The organism is Streptomyces sp. NPDC088246, assembly GCF_044741025.1.
Classification (GTDB): domain Bacteria; phylum Actinomycetota; class Actinomycetes; order Streptomycetales; family Streptomycetaceae; genus Streptomyces.
The window spans coordinates 42503-68469 of the sequence record NZ_JBIURV010000035.1; the positions used below are offsets into that span (position 1 = coordinate 42503).

The following is a 25967-nucleotide window of genomic DNA, read 5'->3' on the forward strand; positions in this document are numbered from 1 at the left end:
ACGGAAAATGAACCAACAAACAGTCTGGACGGACTGTATTTGGCGGGTCTATGGTCCGGCACATGCTTGCTGTAGACCTGGTTCGCCGCGGTGCCGCGCGTTTCGCAGGACGTACCGCCGTGCATGTCGAAGACCGTTCCCTCACCTATGAGGAGGTGGACGGGGCCGCAGACCGCCTCGTCCATGTCCTGGCCGGACTCGGTGTCTCGCGGGGCGACCGGGTCGGGCTGCTCCTCGGTAACGGTCTGTGGTCCGTCTCCGTCGACTTCGCCTGCCTCAAGGCCGGCGCCGCCCGCGTCCCCCTCAACGGCCGGCTCTCCGCCGCCGAACACACCCGTATGCTCCGGGACACCGGCGTCACACTCCTGGTGTACGGGCCCGAGTTCGCCGAGCGGGCGTTCGAACTGGGCTTGTCCGTGGCCGGGTTGAGGCTCGCCTGCCTCGGCGAGTCCACTCATGCGGACCACCTCGACATGATGGTTGCGATGCGCGGGGCGAGCGCCGCCGACCCGATGCTGCCCGCCGCGCTCCGCCGGGCCCTGCGCGATCCCCTGTGGGAGGGCGAACGATGAGCGAGAATCCTGCGGTACGGATCGAGCGCGACGGCCCCGTGTTCACGGTGATCCTCAGCCGGCCCGAGGTCCGTAACGCCGTTGACGGTCCGACGGCGGACCGACTTGCCGATGCCTTCCGTCAGTTCGACGCCGACCCGGATGCGGCCGTCGCGGTGCTGTGGGGCGAGGGCGGCACGTTCTGTGCCGGTGCCGACCTGAAGGGCATCGGTACGGAACGCGGCAACAAGGTAGTAGCCGAGGGCGACGGGCCGATGGGCCCGACTCGTATGCGCCTTAACAAGCCCGTCATCGCGGGCCGTCGCGGGGCATGCGGTGGCCGGGGGGCTGGAGCTGGCCGTCTGGTGCGATCTGCGGGTGGCCGAGGACGATGCGGTGTTCGGGGTGTTCTGCCGCCGCTGGGGGGTGCCGCTGGTGGACGGCGGGACCGTACGGCTGCCGCGTCTGATCGGTGAGAGCCGGGCCATGGACATGATCCTCACCGGACGGCCGGTCCCGGCCGCCGAGGCGTACGCCATCGGGCTCGCCAACCGGATCGTCCCACCGGGTGAAGCCCGCCGTGCGGCTGAGCAACTCGCCCGGGAGATCGCCGCGTTCCCGCAGCTGTGTCTGCGCCACGACCGGCTCTCGGTGTGCGAGCAGCACGGTCTGAGCGAGCCGGACGCCCTGGCCTCGGAGTACCGGCACGGCCTGGTGCCGCTGACTGCGGGGGAGACACAGGCCGGTGCCGACCGCTTCGGGGGCGGGGCGGGCCGCCACGGGTCCTTCGCCGACTGAATGGCGGGCCGCCCGGCACGACCGGGGTGGTCCGCGTGACCAGCACGCGGACCGGTCCGGACAGGAGGAGAGGGGAGTCGTCGGCATCCGTCGCCGGGCCAGGAGCGGGCTCTCGGCTCCGCTCCTCGGCCGGTCAGCAATGCTGATGCCGGTCAACAAACCGACCGTGACGGAAAACCGACGGAGCCCGGGTGCATCGGCACATACGCTCATCGGACGTCGACCCACCTGTACCCCACCAATGCCTTTGAACTCACCCCGTCCAAGGAGACCAACGGGGCAGGCGGCCGCTGGGAGGAGCCGGGTACCTTCGACTCCGAACCCGAGATGCGGCCCTGTGACGGCTGTATCTGGCACAACACCGACGGCCGGGCCGTCCAGGGCGCGAGTTGGGACGGCAACCTGGAGATCCTGTCCTGGCTGCTGATGGCGGTGCGGAGCGCGCCCGGTGGACTTCGAGCCGAAGTTCCTCAGCCGGACCACCATGGCCCGCAAGGCTGCTGACGCCGCCATCGGCGCGACCAGACAGGCCCTGATAGAGATGGGCCGCAAGCACAGACGGTCCGTGCACCTGATCCACCCTGCGTACTCCACGATGGACTGCGCGCGCTGCGGAGCGAGAGCCGAGCACGCACTGCCGCTGGGAGAGCGCACCTGCACCTGCACCGCCTGCGGAGCCGTATCCCCGAGGGGCAAGAACTCCGCAGGTGTGATGCTTGTCCGGGCTGGTCTGCACCCGGCTGGTGCTGAGCGTGGAAGACCTGGCCAGGCAGCGTGAGCCAGAGATCCCCGCTCAGCCTCGAAGGAGGGAATCCCCTTCCTTCAAGGGAGGGGAGCAGTCAAATACTGAGAACGCACGTGTCTCGACGGCCGTCGGCAGTGGGTCCCGCATGACCGGCCTTTGGTCCGACCATACGTGATGTGTGACATAGTTGGAGATCGGACAGCAGATGCGACGGCAACCGGACGATTCCGGCCGAGGCAGGGGGTGACGGATGCCCGTCGAGTGGCAACCCGTACGGCAGTCCCGTACGCATGAACTCGTGCTCCAGAGCATCGAGCAGCGGGTGTTCGCCGGTGAGCTCAGGGCCGGTGACCGGCTGCCGCCCGAGCGTGAGCTCGCGCCCGTTCTCGGGGTCAGCCGGTCCGCGCTGCGTGAGGCGCTGAGGGTGCTGGAGACCATCGGTGTGCTGGTCGCCCAGCCGGGCCGGGGGCCGGACGCCGGGGCGCGGATCGTGCGCAACCCGGACGGCGCCCTCGGCCGGCTGCTGCGTCTCCACTTCGCCCTCGGAAGCTACAGCCTCCATGACGTCCTGGAGGCGCGCGTCGTGCTGGAGAGGTCGAGCTTCGAGGCGGCCGCGCGGCATGCCTCGAAGGAGGACCTCGAGGAGGCGGAGGCCCTGGTCGTGCGGATGGGAGAGCCGGACGTCGAGGTGCCCGAGTTCAACGACCTGGATACCCGGTTCCATGTGCACATCGCCCGCAGCTCCGGCAATGAGCTGACCTCCACGCTCACCTCCGCCGTACGCGAGTCGGTGCGCCCGCTGATCCTGCGAGCCCTGGAGGAGGCCGAGGACTGGCCGGCCGCGGCTGCCGCACTCAACGCGGAGCACACCGAACTCCTGCGGCTGGTGCGCGCGGGCAAGGGTGCGAAGGCCGCCGACCTGGTCGAGCAGCACATCCGCAGCCTCCATGGCACGCTGGTCGACGAGAGCTCCGATCGGCTGTAGGAACGGTGACCGACGACGAGTGCGCCGGTCTTGGATAAAGGAATTGTCAGGGGCATGACTACATTTCCCTGCCGCTCCGGGCGCGCCGCATCCTTCTCGTTCCGGACCGAGGCTAGTATGGTCGGACCATAAAATGGAGAATCGATCGGAGAGACCCCATGCGCATCGGACTCTTCGCCACCTGTCTGGGAGACACGCTCTTCCCCGAGGCGGTGAAATCGACTGCGGTCCTGCTCGCCCGCCTGGGCCATGACGTGGTGTTCCCGCCGGGGCAGACCTGCTGCGGCCAGATGCACGTCAACACCGGATACCAGCGCGAACCCGTGCCTCTGGTGCGGAATTTCGCCGAGCAGTTCAGTGACGCGTCGATCGACGCCGTTGTCATGCCGTCCGGATCGTGCGCGGGCTCGGTTCGGCACCAGCACGAGATCGTCGCCGAACGGTACGGGGACGCGGCGCTGCGCGCGGGTGTCGCCACCGTCAAGGCCAAGACGTACGAGCTGTCGGAATTCCTCGTCGACGTCCTCGATGTGACCCAGGTCGGGGCGTACTTCCCGCACCGGGTGACGTACCACCCCACCTGCCACTCCCTGCGCATGCTCCGGGTCGGCGAGAAGCCGCTGAAGCTGCTCCGCGCCGTCGACTCCATCGACCTCGTCGAGCTCCCCGAATCCGACTCCTGCTGCGGATTCGGCGGCACATTCGCCCTCAAGAACGCCGAGACGTCGACGGCGATGCTCCAGGACAAGATGCGCAACATCGCCACCACCGGAGCCGATGTCTGTACCGCGGGCGACTCGTCCTGTCTGATGCACATCGGCGGCGGACTCTCCCGTATCGCCTCGGGCACCCGCACCCTGCACCTCGCACAGATCCTGTCCTCCACCCGCACCTCGCCGTACGTCCCGACGGAGGCCGCCCGATGAGCAGCACCTTCCTCGGTATGCCCGCGACCCCGCCCCGTTCCCCGTACGGAACGGGAAATCTGCGTGGCGACCGGACGTTCCCCGAGGCCGCCCACGACGAACTGCGCAATGAACAACTGCGCCGCAATCTCGGCAGGGCCACCCATACGATCCGCACCAAACGCTTGAATGTCACCGGTGAACTCCCCGACTGGGAAGAGCTGCGTGACGCCGGTTCGGCCATCAAGACCGACACCATGAACCGGCTCCCCGAACTCCTGGAACAACTGGAGCGCAAGGTCACCGAGAGGGGCGGCACCGTCCACTGGGCGCGCGACGGAGTCGAGGCCAACGAGATCGTCACCCGGCTGGTCAAGGCGACAGGCAGCGGCGACGTCATCAAGGTCAAGTCGATGGCCACCCAGGAGATCGGCCTCAACGAGCACCTCGAATCGGTCGGTATCACCCCGTACGAGACGGACCTGGCCGAACTGATCGTCCAGCTCGCGCACGACAAGCCGTCGCACATCCTGGTGCCCGCGATCCACCGCAACCGTGACGAGATCCGGCAGATCTTCCTCAAGGAGATCCCGGGCGTCGACCCGGGCCTCGACAACGTACCCGCGCATCTCGCCGCCGCGGCCCGCACCTATCTGCGCGAGAAGTTCATGACGACCAAGGTGGCGATCTCCGGCGCCAACTTCGGTATCGCCGAGACCGGCACCCTCTGTGTCGTCGAGTCCGAGGGCAACGGCCGCATGTGCCTGACCCTGCCCGACACCCTGATCACCGTCATGGGCATCGAGAAGGTGCTGCCGCGCTATCAGGACCTCGAAGTCTTCCTGCAGCTGCTGCCGCGTTCCTCCACCGGTGAGCGGATGAACCCGTACACCTCGATGTGGACCGGTGTGACACCCGGCGACGGACCGCAGGACTTCCATCTGGTCCTGCTCGACAACGGACGCACCGCCGCGCTCGCCGACCGGATCGGGCGCGAGGCGCTCAACTGCATCCGCTGCTCGGCCTGTCTCAATGTCTGCCCGGTGTACGAACGGGCCGGCGGTCATGCGTACGGATCGACGTACCCCGGACCGATCGGCGCGGTCCTCACGCCGCAGCTCGCCGGGATGCACGCGGCCAAGGACGACCCCAACAGCTCTTTGCCGTACGCCTCCAGCCTCTGCGGTGCCTGCTTCGACGCCTGCCCGGTCAAGATCGACATTCCGTCGCTGCTGGTCGAGCTGCGCCATCAGCACACCGAGCAGTCCGGTACGACGGCGGAGAAGCTGGCCATGAAGGCCGCGGCCGGAGTGATGAAGAGGCCGAGGCTGTACACCGCCGCGCAGAAGGGTGCGGCGATCGGCCGCGTCATCGCCGGGCGGGACGGGAAGATCTCGCATCTGCCGCCGCCGTTCAACGGCTGGAGCGACAGCCGCGACACGGCCGCCCCGCCGAAGCAGACCTTCCGCTCCTGGCTGGCATCGGCCGAAGGCGCCGCGATGATGCGGGCCGCCGCCGACGAGCACGAGAAGAACCAGAAGAACCAGAAGAACCAGAAGAAGGGGGAGGAGAAGTGACGACCGCTCGCGAAACGGTGATGGGCAGGATCAGGGACGCCCTGGCCCTCGCCCCGACCCCGGACACCACCGTCCGCCGCGCCTTCCGCACCGGCCGCAGCCTCCCCGACGACGGGCGCCTGGCCCTCTTCACCGACCGGCTCGTCGACTACAGGGCGCACGTGCACACCTGTACCGCAGACCGCACGGCGCAGGTCGTCGCCGAGGTGCTGCGAGAGCGCGGTGCACAGCGGATCGGTGTGCCGGCCGGACTCGACGCGGCATGGCTCGACGCGTACGACGGTGAGGTCCAGCAGGACTCCGCCGACATTCCGGCTCCCCGGCTCGACTCATTGGACGGGGTCGTCACCGCCTCGGCCGTCAGCTGCGCGGAGACGGGCACCATCTTTCTGGACGGCTCACCCGACCAGGGGCGGCGGGCGCTGTCCCTCGTCCCCGATCTGCATGTGTGTGTCGTCGATCTGTCGACGGTCGAGGTCGGGGTGCCTGAGGCGGTGGCCCGGCTGGTGCCGGAGCGGCCGACGACGCTGATCAGCGGTCCTTCGGCCACGTCCGACATCGAACTGGAGAGGGTGGAGGGCGTGCACGGTCCGCGCACACTGGCCGTGGTGATCAGGACAGACGTGTAGGGGAGGGCGGGGTTGCGCGGTCCCGCCGCGCAACCCGGTGTTCACCCGTGCGTGACCGTCAGCGGACCGAAGCCGATACGTGTCGTCGCCGCATCCTCCGCCCAGCAGACCTCCACCGTGTCCCCGTCCACATTCACCCCGCTCACCACCGCATCGAGCGGCGCCGCGTCGGGCTCCGCGGTCAGCGAGGCGAGCGACACCAGCACCGCCGTGCCCTCAGCAGCCGCGGACAGCCGGGGCACCACCGCCCAGCGCGTGTACGCCGTGCCCTGCGGGGCCCGTATCCCGTCCCGTGACTCCCATCCGTGCAGACCGTGCAGCGCGGAGGTCACCGCGTCGTCGCGGCCGGTCGCCCAGCCCGTCTGCTCCACCCGGGCCCCTGCCGGTGCGCCGAGTACGCGGTGCACCCGCAGCTCGTACCGGCCGCGGACCACGGTGACGCTCTCCACCCGCATACCCGGCACCATCGGCGCACCGGATGTGAACACCGGGCGGTGCCAGGAGGCGGCCCAGCCCCAGCCGTCGCCTCCACCGGCGCCCAGCGGACGGATGGCACGGCGACCGCTGCGCGCCCCGGCGACGACCACGGCCAGGTGGTTGTCCGCCACGTTCGCCTTCGACGTGGGGCCGGTCACCGTGGAGTACGACTGACGGCTGTACAGCGGATCGTCCTGCACACCCGACTCGCCCTCGTGCGGGCGCACATGGTCGCTGCCGTGGTTGTGCAGGCGTACGATCCCGTCCGCCCGGGTGGACTGGACGAGCAGTCCGGGAGCCGGCAGTGCGAGCACCCGGTCGGGGCCCTCGCTCGGCGCGGGCTCCTCGGTCGCGGTCCACAGCGGATGACCGTCCGGGGCGAGCAGCGAGACGAAGGCCTTGGACGCCCAGTACGGCGAGGCGGGGGCCGAGTAGTTCTGCAGCGTCGCCTCGTGCGGGCCGTGCCAGCCCAGGCTCAGCAGTCCGTCCGTACCGGTCGCACCCCGGTCCAGGAAGTAGCGCAGTGACCCGTTGATCACCCGACGCGAGGCGCCGGGCGTGAGCGGGGTGTGCCCGGTGACGGCGCCGAGCGCGACCGACGAAGCGGCCGCGAAGCGGTACGTCAGCGAGCGGCCGAAGTGGATCGGCGCACCGTCGCCGCCGAACAGCAGTGAGAAGCCCTCCAGATGTTCGCGCAGCCGGTCGCCGTAGTGCGCGGACGACTCGGCGTCACCCGACAGATGTGCGTCCAGCACGGGGTAGAGGTGCAGCGCCCAGCCGTTGTAGTGGTCGAACGCGCGGCCGTCGCCGTCCGAGTACCAGCCCTGCCCGCGGTACCAGCCCTCCAGCAGGTCGAGGGCACGCTCCTTCGCACGGGCCGTCTCCGCGTCGCCACGGCCCACGGAGTCGAGGAACGCCGCCACGGAGTAGGGGAACAGATACCAGTTGTTGGGAGCGGGGGTGTGCCGCAGCGCGCCGCGCAGCCACTCCTCGGCACGGTCCTGCACCCCGGACTCCAGCCGGTCCCAGAGCCACGGCCGGGTCAGCCGCAGACCGATGGCGACCGACGCGGACTCGACCATCGGCTGGCCGAAGACGGTGTGGTCGCGGATCAGCGGCCAGGACTCGGCATCGTCCCGGCCGGGCGTACGGGTACCCGCGGTGAGCCCGTCGGCGTACCGGTCGAGCCAGCCGTGCGGGTCCTTGCCGTCCGCGCCCGCCACCCGGAAGGCGGCGGCGAGGAACGTACGTGCGTACCCCTCCAGACCGTCGGAACGCACCCCGGATGCGGACGGCCGGCCCGGCAGGTCCAGCAGCGCGCCGCCCGGAGTGGCCCACTGCCAGGCGGCCTTGAGCAGTCCGTCCGCCGCTGCCTCCCAGTGCGCACGGGTGTAGCCGGTGTGCGGGCTCAACGCCCTGTCATCGGTGGGGAGTCCGATGGGAGATGCCGGATGGGGTGCGGTCATGCGAGGAATGCCAGCCTTTCGCGTCGTACGGGATGGGCGAATCCGTCGCCCGCGGCCCAGCGGCCGGCCTCGCCGACCGCCAGATCGACCAGTCGCCCCCACTCGTTGCCCTGCGAGCCTGCGAGGTGCGGGGTGATGGTCACGTTGTCGCACTCCCAGAGGGGATGTGCGGCGGGCAGGGTGTCGGGCTCCGTGACGTCGAGGACGGCCCGGATCCGGTCCTGCCGCAGGACGTCGACGAGCGCGTCCTGATCGACGACGGCGCCCCGCGAGGTGTTGATGAGCACGCTGTCGGGGCGCATCGAGGTGAGCAGTTCACGGCTGACGAGCCCGCGGGTGGCCGGCAGCAGCGGGGCGTGGACGCTCACCACGTCGCTGCGGGCGAACAGTTCACCGAGGCCGACGGGCCGGACGCCGAGAGCGGCGGCCTCCGCCTCGGAGACGTACGGATCGTGGAGCAGCACCGGCAGGTCGTACGGCCGCAGCAGTTCGATGACGCGTCGGCCGATCAGCGAGGCGGACAGAATGCCTACGGTGCGGCCGTAGTTCCCGACCTGCGTCGAGGTGGCGAGCCAGTTGTCGCGGCGGCGTTCGGTCCGGTAGTCGCGGGCTCGTTCCAGGACCCGTTTGCCGGAGAGCAGGATCATTGCGACGGTGTACTCCGCCACCGGCAGGGCGTTGGCGGCGGCCGCCGACGACACCTCGATGCCGCGTTCCCAGCAGGCTTCGGTGATGTGTCCGCGGATGGTGCCCGCGGTGTGGACGACGGCGCGCAGATGCGGCGCCGCGTCCAGGGCCGCCCCGTCGAGCGGCGGACAGCCCCAGCCGGTGACCAGGACCTCCACGCCGGCCAGTACGGCGCGGGCCCGGTCGGTGGTGAAGTCGTCGAGAACGGGCAGAGGAGCGAGGTCGCACACCTCGCCGAGCGCGGCCAGGGAGCCTGCGTCGAGGAGGGCGGCCGCGGCGTCCGGCTTCATGGCGACGGCGGCGCGTGGCCGGCTCCGCGTGCCGGGGGAGGTGTGGGCGGTGCTGGGCATCTTTCTCCTGGTACGGGGGTGGGGTGGTGGCGCGGCTACTTGACGGCGCCCGCCGTGAGCCCCGACTTCCAGAACCGCTGGAGCAGGGCGAAGGCGAGGACCAGCGGCAGGACCGCGAGCAGCGAACCCATGATCACGGCGGGGTAGTGCTCGGGGGACACGGTGGCGGAACTGTTCCAGGTGCAGAGCCCGGGACCGACCGGATACAGGTGCTGGTCGCAGAGCATCACCATGGGAAGGCGTACCCGCAGGCGATGCTCACCAACGCGCCGAGTGCGGAGCCGAGGACCGCGTAGGGCAGGCTGTTGCCGTACCGCCCGTACAGTCCGCCGTCCATCGCGAACAGGTCCTTTTGTTCTTGCCGGCTGAGCCGACTGTGCTGCTGGTGTTGCTCGTGCTACCCGATCCCGATGATCCGCCGCTGCCGCTGCAGGCGCTGAGCGCGCCTGTCGGAGGCAGGGCGGCGATCGTGGCAAGCACGGATCGACGGCTCTGTCGACCGGGCATGTGCGCCTCCCGCGGCTCCTGATTCGGGTCACGGGAAATCCTGATCGGCTGATCGGTAGTGGTCAATAGATCGCTCAGAAGAAAATCAAAGCGGTCAAACGCTCACTCGATGGGAGGGGTGAGCGCCTGCGCGGATCCACGCACCTTGAGCGTGGGCAGCAGCTCCGTCCGGCGTACCGGGCCGCTCGCGCCGACGGCCCCGGACAGCCGTTGGAGCAGCAGTTCGGCGGCGGCCCGCCCGATCTCCGCCTTCGGCGGCGCCACCGCTGTAAGGGGGGTGCTGCCGAGGGCCGCGACCACATCGTCGTACGCCACCACCGAGCAGTCCCGCGGCACCTCCACACCGCTCTCCGCCAGTCGCTGAACCAGCATCAGCGCGTCCACATCGCCGTGCAGCACCGCCGCCGTGGCGCCCCGCTCCCGCAGCAGCGCGGCCAGGTCGAGAGCGGTGCGGTCATCGGTCGCGGGGGCGGGTGGCGCCGCGGCCTGCACAGCGGCTGTGCCTCCCGCGGCAGGTGAGTCGGGGCCGGGGCCGGGCACCGCCTTCGGGGAACTCAGTACCACCGACCAGTCCTCCACCTCCGGGCGGGCCGCGGCGATCTCGGTGAACGCGGCACGGATACTGCGCGCCGTCGGACTGTCGTCGCGGGCCGCCAGCACGATACGGCGATGCCCGAGCGACACCAGGTGCTCCACGGCGAGATACGTCCCGTACCAGTGATCGGAACAGACGGAATCCAGGGCGTGCAGCGCGCTGCCCGGCCGGGGCCGCCGTTCCATCAGCACGGTCGGCACCCTCAGGTCCGCGAGCCAGCCGTAGTCCAGCTCCTCCGACCGCGCATTGCGCCAGCGCGGCGCGATCAGCAACCCGCGCGCCCCGTCCGCCAGTGCCCGCTCCACCAGCGGACGTTCGGCGCCGTCCGACTGAGGCGCGATGTGCAGGGCGATCCGCATCCCGGACTCCTCCAGGACGGTCCGGGCACCGTGCAGGGTCTCGTACAGGTACGAATGCCGCTCCGGGACGACCAGCGCGACCGCCCCGCCGTCCCCGCCGGGCTCCTCGCTCCTCGGCGCCGGGACCGCGGTGGACGGCTGCGCCTCCCGTACCGGCCGGGCCACCCCGTGCCCGCGCCGAAGCCGCCCGGCCCGGGTCAGCTCCTCGACGTCCCGCCGGATCGTGACCACCGAGACGTCCAGCTCGGCCGCGAGCACGCTGACCTTGACCGCGCCGCGCGACTCCACCACCGACAGGATTCGCTGCCGCCTGAGATCAACGGGCTCCCGCATGCTGTTGGCCCCCTCGCCGTACTGCCGCGCGTTGTTCGTTTGAGCGCTTCCTGTGAGCGCTTGGGTCGCAGCATAGCGATCAACCCTCCGCTGTCCGCGCGCGTGGACTGTCCCGTACACCCCACCGCCCTCAGGAGGCACTCTTGCGAGCCTTGCACAACGGCACCTAACGTCGACGAACTTGAGATCGACAGCGGAAGGGAGGGGCATATGGAGATCAGGAAAGTAGTGGTTCGCGAGGAAGAGGCGAAGGACCGCGAACGGCAGACGATCGAGAAACGCCCGACGCTGCCGGCTACGGCGTCGAGGCGCTGCTGCTCCTCGCCCTCCCCGCCACGCTGAACACCCCGGCCGAGCGCAGCCGTCCAGAGGCGGGCTCCCGCACGGCCGCGCTGCGCGCCGGACTGGCCGTGGTGCGTGGGGAGAGGCTGCTGCGCCGGCAGGTGCTCGCGGGGGCCGGATTCAATCTCGGCAGCGGAGCCGTGGACGCGCTCTTCGTGCTCTACGCCACCCGCGAGCTCGCTCTTCCCGCCTGGCAGCTGGGAACGGTGTACGCCGCGTTCAGCGTCGCGACCGTCCTCGGGGTGCTGCTGGCCGGCCGGTTCGCCGCCACCATCGGGCTGGCCCCGGCGACCAGGATCTGCGCGGTGGTGGCGGCCCTCGCCATCTTCCTGGTCCCGGCCGCCTCCCTGGGATTCGGCTTCCCGGCGCTGCTCTCGTACCAGTTCCTCTTCGGTCTTTCGGCCACGGTCTGGGCCATCTCCATGACCACCACCCAGCAACTGATCACCCCGCCCGAGCTCCAGGGCCGGGTCGCCGGGGTTCTCCAGGCCGCACTCATCGGTACGGTGCCGATCGGCGCACTCGGCGGTGGCGCGCTCGCCTCCTGGCTGGGCAGCATCCCGGTGCTCACAGGCGGGGCGACGGTGGCGCTCCTGGCCGCCGCCTGCCTCTGGCTCCCGAACCGGACGCCCGGCATGCGGCACGGGGCCGGCATACGTCAGGGGCCGCTGCAAAACGGCCCCTGACTCCACTGCCACGCCGACGACGGCTACGGCCGTCCCAGCGACACCCGGTCGAGGTCGGGTGCGGACGCCTCATCGTTGTAGATCCTGACAGTGTTGCCGCCCGCATCGAGTGTCACCGGAACGGACGTCGTCTCGGGAGTGCTGTTCCCGATGCCGCTCACCGCCGCCTCGACCGGCGCACCGCCATTGACACTCACGAGGAACGAACGGTCCCCGTTCACCGTGTAGTCGAGGAAGAGTGTGTACGGTCCCGCGCTGTCCACGGTGACATCCTCGAACGTGACGTCGGCGGTGGCGCTTTTGCCGATGTTGCGCACCTTCTCACCTCCGGAGCAGGGCGAACAGCCGGTGAGTCCCGCACTGCCGAGCGCGTTCCTGGAGTCCTCGGCCTCGCGCATGAACACCCGGTCCCCCGGGCGCGGCCGGACGCCGACGCTCTGTGACACCTCGTGCGGCGTGCCGAGCGTCAGGAAGCGCGCGGTGACCGGCATGGTGGTCGAGGTGACATCCGCTCCGGGCGGCGAGGTGAGTGTCCAGCTCGCCTCCAGCGTCTGACCCAGCCGCATCGATGTCGCCGCTGCCGGGCCGCCCTCGACGGACCAGCCCGTGGGCGCCTTCGGGGCGAGCTCGACGCCGTCGAGCGCGTCGTCGGCGTCGAGTCTCAGCTTCGCCGTCACCTCGACGGACTGCTGCCCGGGGCCGACCCATTGCAGCCCGTGCGGCTCGACCGTCATCGTCGTCCTGGGCACGTACGACGCAGGCGGCAGCGGTCCGACCGCGATCCGGTCGAGGCCGGGACCCTTGGGTGCCTCGCTGAACACCTCGACCGTGTTGGCTCCGGCGCGCAGGGGTACGGAGAGCGCCGTGGATCCCGGTACATCCGGATTGCCCGCGGCCACCGGTACCCCGATCGCCGCCCCACCGTTGATCCGTACCGAAAGGGAGGCTGCCGACCCTGCCGTGTGGTCGAGCTGGAGCCGGTAGGCACCGGATTCGGCGACCGTGACACCGGGGAACGTGACGGAGTTACGGACTCCGCCGCCGAACCCGGCGAGCCGGGACGAGCCCGAGCAGGCCCCGCACGCGGACGCCCGTACGCCACCGTGCCGGTCGTTGCGCCGCGACTCGGCCTCCAGCGGCATCCGGGCCGAGCCCGACACAGGTGATCCGTATGCCACCTTGATCTCGTCGATCCTGAGCCTGCCGAGGAAGTCCGGGGCCTGCGGACCGGCCCAGGTGTTCAGCACATCCAGCTTGAGATAGCGGGCCTTCTGGTCTCCGATGTCGATGAACTGCACGCCACGGGCGCTCGGCAGAGCGCCGGAACGGACGGTCCTCCAGTGCTCGCCGTCGTCGCTCGCAAAGACCCTGAAGTCCTTGATCCGCGCGGAGTCCTCCGGCCTGCCGAACGTCGAGCGTGCGTGGGTCGGCGACCACTCACGCTGATTCACCGCAAGAGACGTCGCCTTCCGGCGGCCTCCGAGATCGATCGTCACGGACACGGGAAGCCGTGTGTCACTGTCCCAGTAGTTCTGGAAGTCCCCGTCGACGAGGTCTCCGGCAGGGTGTCCGGCGAGCGAGGACGAGGCGGTGGCCCGCAGGGACTTCTGCGGATAGTAGGACTCCTGCCGACCGGACGTGTCGACCTTGAACACCGTGTCGTACGGGTCCCAGTCATGGATGCCGAGGATTGTCAGGTAGCCGCCGGACTGGCTGAAGTCCATGGCCCTGCCGGTCCGTACATCGGTCACCTCCATGGCCCGGTAGCCGTTGTCGCGCAGCCGGACCATGTCGGTCCTGGGCCGGGTCAACACGTGCACGTAATGGGTTTCGGCACCGGGACCGACGGTGATGACGCCATGCGCGCCGTCGTTCCAGAAGCCGGGCTGCATGCCGCCGTACATATAGCCGCCGCCCTCGGTGCCCAGCAGCGACGACCGGATCGGCGCGGTCCATCGGGCCATGAAGTCGTTGTACTTCTGCTGGCTCGGCGGGAAGGTGCCGTTCACCATCGCCGTCTCGGCCATCAGGGACTTCATGGACGATCCCGCGTTGGTGATGTAGCGGCCGGTGCTGAGCCGGAAATCCACCGGGTGGTCCTGGCCGTCATACCACCAGTCGCCGCTGGTCGGCAGCTTGTAGTCGCCCTCGGAGATGCGCGGCATCGGTGTGAACGCGGCCGACGGATAGTCGTACGACGGTGTCATCCCGGTCTTCTGCTCATTGCTGACCGTGTCCATGATCGGCGTGTCCTCGTTGTTGTTGGTCAACAACCAGGACGGCCGCTTCGCCCGAATCTGCTCGTAGAGCTGGTGCTTCTCCCAGTACTCGTTGTCGTTGTCGATCCAGAACCCGGCCAGGTCCGGGTAGTTGTCCATCACCTCGAAGAACTGGTCGTAGCTGAACCGGCCGAAACCCTCCCGCGTCGTCAGATCGACCTTCTCGCCCTTGTACGCGGAGTAGGCGTCCGAGTCGAGCGTCTGCACACCCGGCACCTCGTTGTGCCACTGAGGGTCGTCGGTCATGTACAGCATGATCCTGATGCCCTTCGCCTTGCCCGCCCTCACCAGCTCGCCGAGGAAATCCCGCTCCGTGGAGCAGCTTCCCGGGATCTTCGAGGGCCAGGGGCGTGCGTAACCGAGCCTGCTGTGGAAGGTCGCCAGGACGATGTAGGAGGCGCCGAGCTTGCGTGCCTCGTCGACCCAGTAGTCGGGCGTCCAGCCGCCGTCGGTGACGTCGCGCTCCCACGCCTTGCAGTCGGCATGGCGGGGCGCGGTGAACATGCCCCAGTGCAGGAACAGGCCGGCCGTGGAGTCCCGCATCCACTGCTGCCGCGGATGTTCGACCTCGGCGGTGGCAGTGGGTGCGCCGATGAGGCCCGTCGTCACCGCGAGGGCCACGGCGACGCAGAAGAGTCGCCATCTCGCCCAGACGGATGGTGTGTGTGGAGGCCGGGTGCGGCTCTGCGGTCCGAATGCCATGGCCGTCGCTCTCTCGCTGGGGGCCGGTGTGGTCGGAGGCGATGGGGCTGCCTACCGAGACATCCGATGCTTGCAATGCCGCTTATTGCGGTCAAGGTTTCAGGCACGCAACTGGTCAGTAAATGTTGAGCGGTTGAAGGCGATTCACTCTGCCGTCATACCAACTCATCCGATGATTTGGTGAAAAGGCGGCCGCTTGGGGGCGGGTTCGGAATCACGTGGGCTTACCATCTGTTCCTGACATGGACACCCTCACACTCTGACAACTGGCCGCGCTCGCCGCGGCATCCGCACTCGTCGGCTTCTCGAAGTCGGCCGTCAGCGGCGCCAGTACGATCAGTCTGGCGGTCTTCGCGGCCGTGCTCCCGGCCCGCGAGTCCACCGGAGTACTTCTCCCGGTTCGAGCAGCTGGTGATCGGCGCGACCGTCCTCGGCGGACTCCAACTGCCCCTGCGCTGACCGTACACAGCGTTCGGCACCACCACCGCACACGCGCCTCAGCCCTCCCCGACAGCTGCTCGCTGCGACCGGGGAGGGCTGAGAACAAGGCGTGGACGGGGCGGGGTCAGACGATGCCTTCCTCGATCTCCGCCTGCTCACGAGCGTTCCCGTACGCCGAAGGCGTGCTGTACGAACGGCGCGCGACGAACCACCACACGGTGGCCAGAACCAGCACCGCGACCAGCGCGATCGACGCGTAGTTCATCGAGTCGACCGTCACCGGGGACGACTGCGGGAGCAGGAACAGCACGGTCACGATGGCGACCCACACCACGGCGATCCAGCCGATCGGCTTGCTCCAGCGCCCCAGGTGCCAGGGACCGCGTTCGAACCGGTCGCCGGAGCGCAGCTTCAGGAAGATCGGGATCGCGTAGGCGGGCGTGATGCCGATGACATTGATCGCGGTCACCGCACCGTAGGCGGTGGCCGAGTACAGCGACGGCAGCGCGAGCACTCCGGCGATGACGACCGACAGCCACACCGCGTTGACGGGTGTCTGGGTGCGCGAACTCACCTTGTGCCACAGCGCCGAGCCCGGCAGTGCGTTGTCACGGCTGAACGCGAACACCATCCGGCTGGCGGCGGCGACCTCGGCGTTGCCGCAGAACAACTGAGCCGCGATCACGATCAGGAGCATGGCCGTGGCCCCGGAGGTGCCCAGCGCATCGATGAGGATCTGCGCCGGAGGCACCCCCGTTGCGCTGTTCTGGGTGCCCGCGTAGTCCTGGATCGCGAAGGTCAGCCCGGCGAGCAGTACGAAACCGGCGACCCAGGAGACCCAGATCGCGCGGACGATGCCCTTGGCGGCAGTCACCGAGGCGTTCGACGTCTCCTCCGACAGGTGGGCGGAGGCGTCGTAGCCGCAGAAGGTGTATTGCGCGAGGAGCAGGCCGATCGCCGCCACGTACAACGGGTTGTGCCAGCCGGTGTCATTGACGAACTCGGTGAAGACGAACGACGGCGACTGGTGGTGCGAGGGCACGATGGCCAGCACGGCGACGATCACCGCGACACCGGCGAGATGCCACCACACACTGATGGAGTTGAGCACGCTGACGAGGCGGACACCGAAGAGATTCAGCACGGCGTGCAGCAGCAGAATGCAGACAAAAATGATCATTGTCTTGCCCGGTGTGGGGGTGAATCCCCACTGCAGATTCATCAGCGCACCGGTGAACAGCGCGGCGCCGTAGTCGATACCCGCGATGGCACCGAGCAGCCCGAGCAGATTCAGCCACCCGGTGTACCAGCCCCACTTGCGGCCGCCGAGCCGGTCGGCCATGTAGTACAGCGCCCCCGAGGTCGGGTAGGCGCTGGTCACCTCGGCGAGTGCCATGCCGACGCAGAGCACGAACAGGCCGACACCGGCCCAGCCCCAGAGCATCACCGCCGGGCCGCCGGTCGACATGCCGAAGCCGTACAGGGTCATGCAGCCGGACAGGATCGAGATGACGGAGAAGCTGATGGCGAAGTTGCCGAAACCGCCCATGCGGCGGGCGAGCACCGGCTGATAGCCGAGTTCACGCAGTCGCTGCTCCTCGTCCATGGGTGGGGTGGTCTCCGCACCCGACTGGGTCGGGGTGGATATGGACATGGGAAAAACCTCCATGAGCGGGATGGGGAAGGGACGGAAGGGATCGGTTCGAAACGGAGTGGGAGGCCCGTGCGGCGTCACGGCGCCACGGCTCAGCCGTGCGGCCCCCGTCCGGAGTCGCGGGGCACGGCGAGACAGCGGCTCCGGGCGCGCAGGAAAACATCCTCGGCGGCTCCCGGGGCCTTGGGATCACGGGTGCGGTACACCCAGGGAACCGAGGTGAAATAGGGGCCGAGCTCCTGGAACACCGGTGCGGCGTCAGCGAATTGGAGCGCTCCCCACAGGGCGTGGGCCAGATGGTTCAGGTCGGGCAGGGAGTGGGTGATCGGGGCCGTGCGACGGAACCAGAGCTCCAGGGCCCGGGCCGCGTCCCGCTCGGCATCCTCGGTGACCCAGTGGAGATCCAGGGCCTTCTCATGACCGTGCTCACGGCGATAGCGCTCGACCCGCACATACAGCGGCAGCACATGCAGCGCGGAGCCGTCGGGTGCGGAAGAGGCCGCCCACTGCACGAAGTTGACCGCTTCCGAGAGGGATCCGCCGGCCTTTCGCGCGTACACGAACTGGAGCATCCGGTGGTAGGCCTCGCGGTTGTACGGATCGCGCTTGTCGGCCTCGGCCAGCAGCCCCCACGGGCCGGGGAAGAGCATCGGTCCCGGCGGATGCAGCCGGTGCTCCTCCAACTGCTGCCGCTCGTCGAGCTGGGACAGGGCCAGCAGGCACACCCATGGCACCGGGTCCGCGGGCGAGGTGTGCGCGGCAGTGCGGCAGGCTCCCCACGCTTCCTGCCACAGCTCCTGTGCACGGGGATGGCCTTCGCGGTGGGCTCGCACGGCCCGTTCCACGACGACCCGTGCGTGCATCACGGCCGCGGCGACACTTCGGGGCTCCTCGGCCAGCCAGGCCTGCACCGCATCAGAACCGGCGGCGATCGCCCCAAGTACCTGTGTGCGCTGGGTCCACAGGGTCCAGTCGGGCGTACTCTCCAGTAGATTCCGCATGGAAAGCCAGCGTCCGGTGCGCAAATCCTGTAACGCGACACGCAATTCGTTGTCATGGCCGGCCGGGTGATAGACCGGCCGGAAATCACTGTTGGCCATGGACTCGTCCTGCCCCCGTTCGACGGGACGGCATGTGACGGATGGGGGATCTCCTCAGCACGTCACGCAACCCGGCGGTGGCACGGAACCCGTGCAGAAGCGGAAGGCCCGGGAGTCGGGATGCTGGTGTTCGGGGCGGCGTGTCGGTCTCATCAATCCTCAAGGACGTGGGGGGCTAAGCAGCTGTTGAAAAACGAACTGCTCGAAAGCGTCCGGTTGTTGCTCGGCGGTGAGTGTAAGGCCAGTTGCTCCGAACTCCGGACCGATTCGCGGATCTTACTCAAGTCATCTCATTCATATGGACGTTGACCGGCATCCGGTCGTTCCGGGCGTGAGTCCGTGCAGCCCTTGACGTACGCGGTGGTCTGCACCACTCTGGGCGTCGGAGATCAATGATCACGATTTCGTTCAAGCCGCAGAGCTTCCGTACAGCTGGAGTGTCGATGACAGGCCCGGTACTCGCCGTGGACCAGGGCACATCGGGAACCAAGGCTCTGGTGGTCTGCCCCGAGCGTGGTGTGATCGGTTCCGGTTCGGCGCCGGTGCGGCCGCGTCACGGCGCCGGGGGAGCGGTCGAGGTCGACCCCGCCGAACTGCTGGACTCGGTCGTCGACGCCGGGCGACGGGCGCTGCACGAAGCGGGTGAGCCGGTGGCGGCCGTCGGCCTCGCCAACCAGGGCGAGACGGTGCTCGCCTGGGATCCGGACACGGGGCGGCCGCTCACCGACGCGATCGTCTGGCAGGACCGGCGGTCCGTCCAGCTGTGTGCCGAACTCGCCTCGCACGAAGATGAGTTGAAGCAACTCACCGGACTGCCGCTCGATCCGTACTTCGCCGCACCCAAGATGGCCTGGATCCGCCGTGAGCTGACCCGCGAAGGCGTCGTCACCACCAGCGACTCCTGGCTCGTCCATCAGCTGACCGGGGCGTTCGTCACGGACGCGGCGACCGCAGGGCGCACCCAACTGCTCGACCTCGACCGGGTCGGCTGGTCGCCCGCGGCCCTGGACATCTTCGGCCTCGGCGACGAACGCCTCCCGGCCGTCGTCGACTCCGACGGGACCGTCGGTACCACTGCCGCCTTCGGTGGTGAGCTCCCACTGACCGGACTCCTCGTCGACCAGCAGGCCGCCCTGCTCGCCCAGAACGCCCTGGACCCGGGCAACGCCAAGTGCACCTACGGAACCGGTGCGTTCCTGCTCGCCCAGACCGGGCCGGCCCCGCGCCGCGGCTCCACCGGACTGGTCAGCTGTGTCGCGTGGCGGCTCGGCGGCCGTACGAGCTACTGCCTCGACGGACAGGTCTACACCGCCGCGTCCGCCGTCAACTGGCTCACCGACCTGGGGGTGATCTCCGGCGCGGTGGACCTCGACCCGGTCGGTGCCACCGTCCCAGACTCCGCCGGCGTCACGTTCGTACCGGCGCTGGCCGGACTTGCCGCCCCGTGGTGGCGCGGCGATCTGCGCGGATCGGTGACCGGCCTCGGCCTCGACACCACCGCGGGCCACCTGGTGCGCGCCCTGTGCGAGGGCATCGCCGCGCAGGTGGTCGAACTCACCGAAGCAGTCGCGACCGATCTGGGCTCCCCGCTGACCTCGCTCCGCGTCGACGGCGGCCTGACCCGCTCCGCACTGCTCATGCAGACCCAGGCCGATCTGTTGCAACGGCCCGTCGAGGTGTCCGCGCTGCCCGATGTCACCGCCCTGGGCGTCGGAGCCGTCGCCCGCCTCGGCCTCGACCCCCGGCTCCCGCTCCGGCAGGCCGTACCCGAATGGAAGCCCGCCGCTGTGTACGAGCCCCGGATCGGCGCCGACGAGGCGGCCGAACGACTCGCCGGATTCCGTGCGGCCGTGCGCACCCTGCTGGAACATTCCTGATACGTCCGAGAGCCATGCGGCGAACTGCACGATCACCGCGACCGGAGACCTGACGGCGACGCCTCGTCCCGCACGACCGAGGCCGGAGTCCTCGCCGTCGGTAATCTGCTGCACGATGTGGAGAGCGTCGGCATCGCGGCCGCCGAGGGACGGGCGTCGTCGCACCCGTACTGCGTCACCTGGCGGTGGATGCCTGGCCCGTGGACCGGCCGTCCGTTGCGGTCGATTCCCCGCTGCAGTGGATCGCGCCGAACCTCATCGGTCCCGGAGGCGACACTTCGCTCCGTGGCCGATTCGCCCTGCGCACCAGCCGGAGGCTCCCCTCACCGCTGCTCGTCGTCCCCCAGGACGGCCGTGTCCACCACCGGCAGCGACTGCTGCTGCCCGCAGCACCGGGCCGTCCGTTCCATCTGCGCGCCGACTGGCTCGATCGGGTCGATCCGCACGGGGCGACCGTGCGGATCACGGCGCGCTGACCGTACGTCAGGGAATCAGCAGCCAGTCCGAACCGATAGCCGCCAGTAGGCCGACGGCCAGCAGCCAACTGCCGAGCCGGGTACGGCCGTTCCTGCTGAGCTCGATCACGATCCCGCACAGGATCAGCGCCAGCCCGTACACCCCGACCACCAGCACCGACGACCGGCTGGCAATCCGCAGCGCGAGAACGGCCGCCATCGCCGCCATGCCGACCGATGAGAGAACGATCCGCAGCCGTCTCGCCTGACGAGGTGTCAGCCTCTGGTTCCCGGTCTCGGCAGCGGCCTCGGAATCGGTCTCGGGAACGATCTCCGAAGCGGCCTCGGAATCGGGTTCCGAAACGGTCTCGGGACCGGCTATCGGGGTGTCCACGGCCTGGTCTTGGTCAGAAGTGCTCATGACGCCGGATCGTAATGGCTGCGCGCCGCCCTGTTCACCGCTCGGGGCGACGGGCGGCGAAAGTGACGTAGGTTCGGTGCATGCCCGGCCACATCCTGATCCTCGGCGGTACGACCGAAGCCCGGCAGCTTGCCGCTGAGCTGACCGGGCCCGGCGGCGACGCGACGGTGCGTATCACCACGTCGCTGGCCGGCCGGGTCGCCCGGCCCCGGATGCCCGCCGGTGACGTACGCATCGGAGGCTTCGGCGGCCCCCAGGGCCTCGCCGACTGGCTGCGTGCCCACAGTGTGGACACCGTCGTCGATGCCACCCACCCGTTCGCCGGCAACATCAGCGCCAACGTCGCCGCGGCCGCGAATGCCACCGGCACCGCACTGTTCGCGCTGCGCCGCCCCGGCTGGACGGCGGGCCCCGGTGACCGCTGGCACCCGGCCGACGACCTCGCGCACGCCGCCGTGCAACTGCCCGCCCTGGGCCGCCGGATCTTCCTCACCACCGGCCGCCTGGGCCTGGCCGCCTTCGCCACCGCCCCGGGCGCGGACACGCTCCACTTCCTCGTACGGTCCGTGGAGCCTCCCGAGCCACCGCTGCCCCGCGACACCGACGTACTCCTCGACCGTGGCCCGTACACCGTCGAAGGTGAGACGGCGCTGCTGCGCGACCGTGCCATCGACGTCCTCGTCACCAAGGACAGCGGCGGCCCCGCCACCGCGGCGAAACTCACCGCGGCCAGGAACCTCGGCCTGCCCGTGGTCGTGGTCCGCCGTCCGCCACCGCCGGAAGGCGTACCCGTCGTGCACGATGTGGCGTCGGCGCTCCAACTGCTCTGCCAGGAAGACTGATTCAGCCGCGACGCAGCAGATACGTATCCATGATCCAGCCCTTTCGGGCGCGCGCCTCGGCCCGCAGCTCCTCGATCCGGTCCGACACCTCAAAGAGGCGCCCGGAGACCAGGATCTCGTCCTCGGTCCCCACGTACGCGCCCCAGTAGATGTAGAGGTCCTGGTCGAGATGACGGGTGAACGCCTGCCGTGCGTCGAGCATCACCACCACGTCGTCGACCCCCTCGGGCCAGCCCTCGGCCAGCCGCCGGCCGGTCGTGATCTGCACCGGCCTCGCCACCCGGTTCAGCCCCGTCCGGTGCTTGGCCAGCAGCGCGGAGACACTGCTGATCCCGGGGACCACCTCGTGGTCGAAGGCGACCGAACCCCGGTCGAGGATCTCTTCGAGGATGCCGAGCGTGGAGTCGTACAGCGCGGGATCGCCCCATACCAGGAACGCTCCGCACTCGTCCGCACCGAGATCCTCCGCGATGAACCGCTCGTACAGATCCGCACGGCGCCTGCGCCAGTCGTCCACCGCGGGTGAGTAGTCCGATGTGCCGCGGTCCCGCTCCGGATCCCGTGCCTCGACGAGCCGGTACGAGGTGTTCTTCACATGCACATCGAGGATGTCCCGCCGCAGCCCGGTCAGATCGGACTTCGCCTCACCCTTGTCGAGGATGAAGAACGCATCCGCCCGGTTCAGCGCCTTGACGGCCTGGAGGGTCAGATGGTCGGGGTCGCCCGCGCCGATACCGATGACATAGATCTTTCTCACCGTACCGAGTCTGCCCCATGCCCCACCGCCCCGGGCGTCCGGGCTACCGGCCCCCGGCCCGCAGGCACGGCGCCTCGCCGGCCGCGTCGACGGGCCGCACACGCGCAGCGTCCGCGCCGCAGGCCTTCTCCGCCTCGACCCGCCCCGCCAGCTCCTCGGCCCAGCCGATCAGCCCGTCGACCCCGATCCCGTGAGGGCGGGTGGCCCCGAACCCCGCGAGCGCCGCCGCGCCCCGTCGCAACAGCCGGGCCCCGCCCGTCGTATTGCCCCGCGCCGCGTGCGTCAGCCCCACGGCCAGCTGCGCAAGACCGCGCCACAACTCTCGTTCCGCCACCGGACCCGACTTCCACGCATCCTCGAACACCTCGTGCGCATGGAACGGCATCCCGGCGTCCAGCAGCCGTTGCGCCTCACGCAGGGTCTCCTCGGGGGTACGCGTCACACCCTCGGGCTGCCGATCCACTCCCGGTGCCCCGTACGGCAGGGGGCGTCCCAGCCCGTCACGGGGGCGCGCATTGCGCGCGCGACCCTCGGCGTCGCGGTCCCTGCGAGTCTCGTCCACCCCTCGATTGTGCCCCGCACCTGCGGCGAACTGTCCGAACCACTGTCCGTGGACCCCCGCGCACGACTAGTGTCGACAGTCATCCGCACCACTTTGGGGAGGGTAGGGATGAAGCAGTCCCGGCCGCTGTACGAGCGCGAACCGGAGCTCGCCGTTGCCGCACAAGCCGTGGACGCCCTCTGCGGCGCCCAGGCGGCAGGCCGGCTGCTGGTCTTCAGCGGCGAGGCAGGCATCGGCAAGACTGCACTGCTCGCCGAGATCCAGGCGATGGCTGCCGACCGCTGCACGGTCTGGTCCGCACGCGGCGGCGAAACGGTCACGTCCGTGCCGTTCCACGTCGTACGCCAGCTGCTGCAGCCCGCACTCGACCAGTTCCCGCCCGACGAGGTACGGGCCTTGTTCGGAGCCTGGTACGAGATCGCCGCGCCCGCACTCGGACTCGCCGAACCGAGCGGTCCCCAGCCCGATCCGCAGGGTGTGCGGGACGGCCTCGACTGGGTCGTCTCCCAGCTCGCATCCCGGCTGAGCCACCGTCCGCCGTTGCTCATCATCGACGACGCACACTGGGCGGACGGCGAATCCCTCGCCTGGCTCGCCTCGTTCACCGCACGCCTCGGCGAACTGCCCGTCCTGGTCGTCCAGGCCCACCGGCCGGAAGATCTGGCAGCACGGCAGAAGGAGAGCGGATCGGGCGGCGCCCACCCCTCCCAGGTCCGGGTCGCGCTGCGCGCCCTCACCCCGGACGCCACAGCGGAACTGGTCCGCGCGGGCCTCGGCGAACACGCCGACGACCCGTTCTGCCGCGAGGTGTGGGCCGTCACCGGCGGCAACCCCTACGAGGCGGTCGAACTCGTCGCCAAGGTCCAGGACCGTGAACTGGCGCCCCTTGAGGAGTCGGCCGGGCTGCTGCGCGAACTCGGTGCAACGGCCCGCGGCAGCGGACTCGTCGCCCGGCTCGAACGGCTCGGTACCAAGGCCAACCGGTTCGCCTGGGCCGCCGCCGTGCTCGGCACGGACATCTCGCAGGATCTCGCCGCCACCCTCGCCGGGATGAGCCCCGCCGAGGCCGCCGACTGCACGGCGCGGCTGCGCGAAGCCCGTATCGTCACCGGCTTCGACCCGCTGGAGTTCGTCCACCCGCTGATCGCCACCGCGGTGTACCGCTCCATCCCGCCGGCCACCCGTACCGCCATGCACGGCCAGGCCGCCTGGGCGATCACCCGTGCGGGACTCGGCGCCGCCGCGGCCTCCCGGCACCTCCTCGAAGTACACCCCGACGACGACCAGGAACTGGTCGAGCAGCTCCGCGAAGCAGCCCAACAGCACCTCGCGGTCGGTGCCCCGGAGGCCGCCCGCCGCTGCCTCGAACGCGCCCTGCAAGAACCACCGCGCCAACGGGTCAAGGCCACTCTGCTGTACGAACTGGGCTGCGCCACGCTGCTCAGCTCCCCGGCCACCACCGTCCAGCATCTGCGGGCCGCCCTTGAGATGCCCGGACTCTCCGAAGACCAGCGGGTCGACGCCACCTTCCGGCTCGCGGCCGCGCACTCCCACAACAACCAGCTGAAGGAAGCGGCACGCGCCCTCGCCGCCGAGGCCGCACACACCGCCCCCGGCCCCGGCCTGATGCGGCTCCAGGCCGCCCACTTCCTCTGGGAGGGCATGCAGGCCGCCGAGGACGACGGACACGCCCGTTCCGCCAGGCTCGCCCGGAACGCCGACCACCTGTCCGGCCGCGACAACGCCGAGCGCGCCCTGCTCACCATCCGCGCCTTCGACGCCATGATGCGCGGCGAGAACTCCCAGCTCATCGTCAACCTCTGCGAACGCGCCCTGGTCGACGGCCACCCCGCCCGCGGGCTCGGCTGGACCGACGCCGAGTGGGGCTTCGAGCTCCCGACCCTCGTCGGCATCACCTACGCCTTCACGGACCAGCTCGACCGGGCCGAGGAACTCTTCGGCGAGGCCGTCCGCGCCTTCGAGATCTCGGGCTGGAGCGGTGCACATCTCGCGTTCGCACACACCCTGCTCGGGCTGGTCCATCGCCGTCGCGGCCGGCTGGCCGAGGCGGAGGGCTTCCTCCGCGAAGGACTGCGCCTCGCCGACCGTGTCGGCAGTGGACTTCCCGTCCACTGGGACGCGGCCTGTCTGCTGATCGACACACTGGTCGCCCGCGGCCGTGTCACCGAGGCGCGCGAGATCGCCGACCGTTACGACTTCGGCTCGCCCTACCCCAGCGCGATGGTGCTGCCCGACGCGCCGTGCGTACGCGGACGGCTGCTGCTGGCGGAAGGCCGTACGGAGGAAGCGGTCGCCGAACTCGAAGCGGCCGGTCAGGCCCTCGAACCCCGCGGCAGGTTCAACGGTGTATGGGCGCCCTGGGCCGGCGATCTCGCCCGCGCACTGGCCGAGGAGGACCCGAGCCGGGCCGCGCAACTCGCCACCTCGGCCCGGGTGCACGCCGAACGGTTCGGCACGGACACCGCGATCGGTGAGGCCCTGCGCTGTGTTGCCCTCTTCGCCCGCGCCGAGGACGCCACCCATCTGCTGGCCGAGTCGGTCCGCCACCTGGAAGCGTCCCCGGCCGCGTACGAACATGCTCTGGCCCTCGTCGACTACGGCATCGCGATCCGCTCCCCGCGCGAACTCGCCAGAGCTCAGAAACTGGCCAACGCGTGCGGCGCCGAATCCCTGGCAAACCGCGCCCACCAGGCACGGGCGTCGATCCGGCCCTCGGAGTGAGGTAATGTTTGTCCTGCGCAGCCGCCCGGGAACACCGGGGGGAATCGCATCGGGACGTGGCGCAGCTTGGTAGCGCACTTGACTGGGGGTCAAGGGGTCGCAGGTTCAAATCCTGTCGTCCCGACTTGTGTTTTCGCAGGTCG

General features: G+C 69.8%; 19 protein-coding genes, 1 tRNA gene and 4 pseudogenes. 14 read left to right on the top strand and 10 right to left on the bottom strand.

Annotated elements, in window-relative coordinates:
* Positions 1-62: 62 nt before the first annotated feature.
* The 7 genes and pseudogenes from ACIPEK_RS34730 to ACIPEK_RS34760 all read left to right on the top strand — a co-directional run bounded on the left by ACIPEK_RS34730 (position 63) and on the right by ACIPEK_RS34760 (position 6190).
* Positions 63-572 (top strand): AMP-binding protein, encoded by a 510-nt coding sequence (locus ACIPEK_RS34730; RefSeq protein ID WP_402004508.1) that lies wholly within the window; start codon positions 63-65, stop codon positions 570-572.
* Positions 569-1349 (top strand): annotated as a pseudogene (locus ACIPEK_RS34735) (crotonase/enoyl-CoA hydratase family protein). The gene ACIPEK_RS34730 and the pseudogene ACIPEK_RS34735 overlap by 4 nt, the downstream one beginning before the upstream one ends.
* A 451-nt stretch (positions 1350-1800) precedes the next feature.
* Positions 1801-2127 (top strand): annotated as a pseudogene (locus ACIPEK_RS34740) (zinc ribbon domain-containing protein); the annotation flags it as partial.
* A 217-nt stretch (positions 2128-2344) separates the two neighbouring features.
* Positions 2345-3079 carry a FadR/GntR family transcriptional regulator gene (locus ACIPEK_RS34745; protein WP_402004511.1) on the top strand — a complete coding sequence of 245 codons (735 nt, stop codon included), beginning with the start codon at positions 2345-2347 and terminating at the stop codon, positions 3077-3079.
* 158 nt (positions 3080-3237) lie between these two features.
* Entirely contained in the window at positions 3238-4005 is a 768-nt protein-coding gene (locus tag ACIPEK_RS34750; protein WP_402004514.1) for a (Fe-S)-binding protein, read from the top strand.
* Positions 4002-5561 (top strand): lactate utilization protein B, encoded by a 1560-nt coding sequence (locus tag ACIPEK_RS34755; protein WP_402004517.1) that lies wholly within the window; start codon positions 4002-4004, stop codon positions 5559-5561. The genes ACIPEK_RS34750 and ACIPEK_RS34755 overlap by 4 nt, the downstream gene beginning before the upstream one ends.
* Positions 5558-6190: a lactate utilization protein C gene (locus ACIPEK_RS34760; protein ID WP_402004519.1), complete on the top strand. Its 633-nt coding sequence runs from the start codon at positions 5558-5560 to the stop codon at positions 6188-6190. The genes ACIPEK_RS34755 and ACIPEK_RS34760 overlap by 4 nt, the downstream gene beginning before the upstream one ends.
* Before the next feature lie 41 nt (positions 6191-6231).
* Here ACIPEK_RS34760 and ACIPEK_RS34765 read toward each other — a convergent pair whose 3' ends face one another.
* From ACIPEK_RS34765 to ACIPEK_RS34780, 4 genes and pseudogenes are all read right to left on the bottom strand, one after another.
* On the bottom strand, positions 6232-8133 hold the full coding sequence (locus tag ACIPEK_RS34765) for a DUF2264 domain-containing protein (RefSeq protein ID WP_402004522.1): 1902 nt from the start codon (positions 8131-8133) through the stop codon (positions 6232-6234).
* Positions 8130-9170 carry a hydroxyacid dehydrogenase gene (locus tag ACIPEK_RS34770; RefSeq protein WP_402004525.1) on the bottom strand — a complete coding sequence of 347 codons (1041 nt, stop codon included), beginning with the start codon at positions 9168-9170 and terminating at the stop codon, positions 8130-8132. Before ACIPEK_RS34770 ends, ACIPEK_RS34765 begins: the two co-directional genes overlap by 4 nt.
* Before the next feature lie 35 nt (positions 9171-9205).
* Positions 9206-9531, bottom strand: a pseudogene (locus tag ACIPEK_RS34775) (hypothetical protein); the annotation flags it as partial.
* 248 nt (positions 9532-9779) lie between these two features.
* A complete protein-coding gene (locus ACIPEK_RS34780) occupies positions 9780-10964 on the bottom strand; it encodes a substrate-binding domain-containing protein (RefSeq protein ID WP_402004528.1) in 1185 nt (394 codons plus the stop codon).
* A 338-nt stretch (positions 10965-11302) separates the two neighbouring features.
* Between ACIPEK_RS34780 and ACIPEK_RS34785 the strand changes: the two genes are divergently transcribed.
* Positions 11303-11992 carry an MFS transporter gene (locus ACIPEK_RS34785; protein WP_402004561.1) on the top strand — a complete coding sequence of 230 codons (690 nt, stop codon included), beginning with the start codon at positions 11303-11305 and terminating at the stop codon, positions 11990-11992.
* Positions 11993-12015: 23 nt separating this feature from the next.
* On the opposite strand, the gene ACIPEK_RS34790 is transcribed toward ACIPEK_RS34785, so the two are convergent.
* A complete protein-coding gene (locus tag ACIPEK_RS34790) occupies positions 12016-14973 on the bottom strand; it encodes an alpha-L-fucosidase (protein ID WP_402004530.1) in 2958 nt (985 codons plus the stop codon).
* Between the two features lie 266 nt (positions 14974-15239).
* On the opposite strand from ACIPEK_RS34790, the pseudogene ACIPEK_RS34795 reads away from it, so the two are divergent.
* A pseudogene (locus ACIPEK_RS34795) lies at positions 15240-15389 on the top strand (sulfite exporter TauE/SafE family protein); the annotation flags it as partial.
* Positions 15390-15538: 149 nt separating this feature from the next.
* Here the strand turns inward: ACIPEK_RS34795 and ACIPEK_RS34800 are convergent.
* Together ACIPEK_RS34800 and ACIPEK_RS34805 are read right to left on the bottom strand one after the other, a co-directional pair.
* Positions 15539-17068, bottom strand: coding sequence for an amino acid permease (locus ACIPEK_RS34800; protein ID WP_383072217.1), 1530 nt, complete (start codon positions 17066-17068; stop codon positions 15539-15541).
* A gap of 92 nt (positions 17069-17160) precedes the next feature.
* Positions 17161-18168, bottom strand: coding sequence for a hypothetical protein (locus tag ACIPEK_RS34805; protein WP_383072218.1), 1008 nt, complete (start codon positions 18166-18168; stop codon positions 17161-17163).
* Positions 18169-18611: 443 nt separating this feature from the next.
* Here ACIPEK_RS34805 and ACIPEK_RS34810 point away from each other — a divergent pair, with 443 nt between their 5' ends.
* Positions 18612-20045 (top strand): FGGY family carbohydrate kinase, encoded by a 1434-nt coding sequence (locus ACIPEK_RS34810; RefSeq protein ID WP_402004534.1) that lies wholly within the window; start codon positions 18612-18614, stop codon positions 20043-20045.
* Positions 20046-20245: 200 nt separating this feature from the next.
* Positions 20246-20521: a hypothetical protein gene (locus tag ACIPEK_RS34815; RefSeq protein ID WP_402004537.1), complete on the top strand. Its 276-nt coding sequence runs from the start codon at positions 20246-20248 to the stop codon at positions 20519-20521.
* Positions 20522-20528: 7 nt separating this feature from the next.
* Here ACIPEK_RS34815 and ACIPEK_RS34820 read toward each other — a convergent pair whose 3' ends face one another.
* On the bottom strand, positions 20529-20921 hold the full coding sequence (locus tag ACIPEK_RS34820) for a hypothetical protein (protein ID WP_402004540.1): 393 nt from the start codon (positions 20919-20921) through the stop codon (positions 20529-20531).
* An 80-nt stretch (positions 20922-21001) separates the two neighbouring features.
* On the opposite strand from ACIPEK_RS34820, the gene ACIPEK_RS34825 reads away from it, so the two are divergent.
* Complete coding sequence (locus ACIPEK_RS34825; RefSeq protein ID WP_402004543.1) at positions 21002-21763, top strand: cobalt-precorrin-6A reductase; 762 nt, start codon at positions 21002-21004, stop codon at positions 21761-21763.
* 1 nt (position 21764) lies between these two features.
* Here ACIPEK_RS34825 and cobF read toward each other — a convergent pair whose 3' ends face one another.
* The gene (gene cobF, locus ACIPEK_RS34830) at positions 21765-22520 is read right to left on the bottom strand and encodes a precorrin-6A synthase (deacetylating) (RefSeq protein ID WP_402004546.1); all 756 of its coding nucleotides are present in this window, start codon (positions 22518-22520) and stop codon (positions 21765-21767) included.
* Between the two features lie 43 nt (positions 22521-22563).
* The gene (locus ACIPEK_RS34835) at positions 22564-23082 is read right to left on the bottom strand and encodes a DUF309 domain-containing protein (protein WP_402004549.1); all 519 of its coding nucleotides are present in this window, start codon (positions 23080-23082) and stop codon (positions 22564-22566) included.
* A 108-nt stretch (positions 23083-23190) separates the two neighbouring features.
* Between ACIPEK_RS34835 and ACIPEK_RS34840 the strand changes: the two genes are divergently transcribed.
* Together ACIPEK_RS34840 and ACIPEK_RS34845 are read left to right on the top strand one after the other, a co-directional pair.
* Entirely contained in the window at positions 23191-25824 is a 2634-nt protein-coding gene (locus ACIPEK_RS34840; protein ID WP_402004552.1) for an ATP-binding protein, read from the top strand.
* 50 nt (positions 25825-25874) lie between these two features.
* Positions 25875-25948: transfer RNA gene (locus tag ACIPEK_RS34845), tRNA-Pro, on the top strand.
* Positions 25949-25967: the final 19 nt, after the last annotated feature.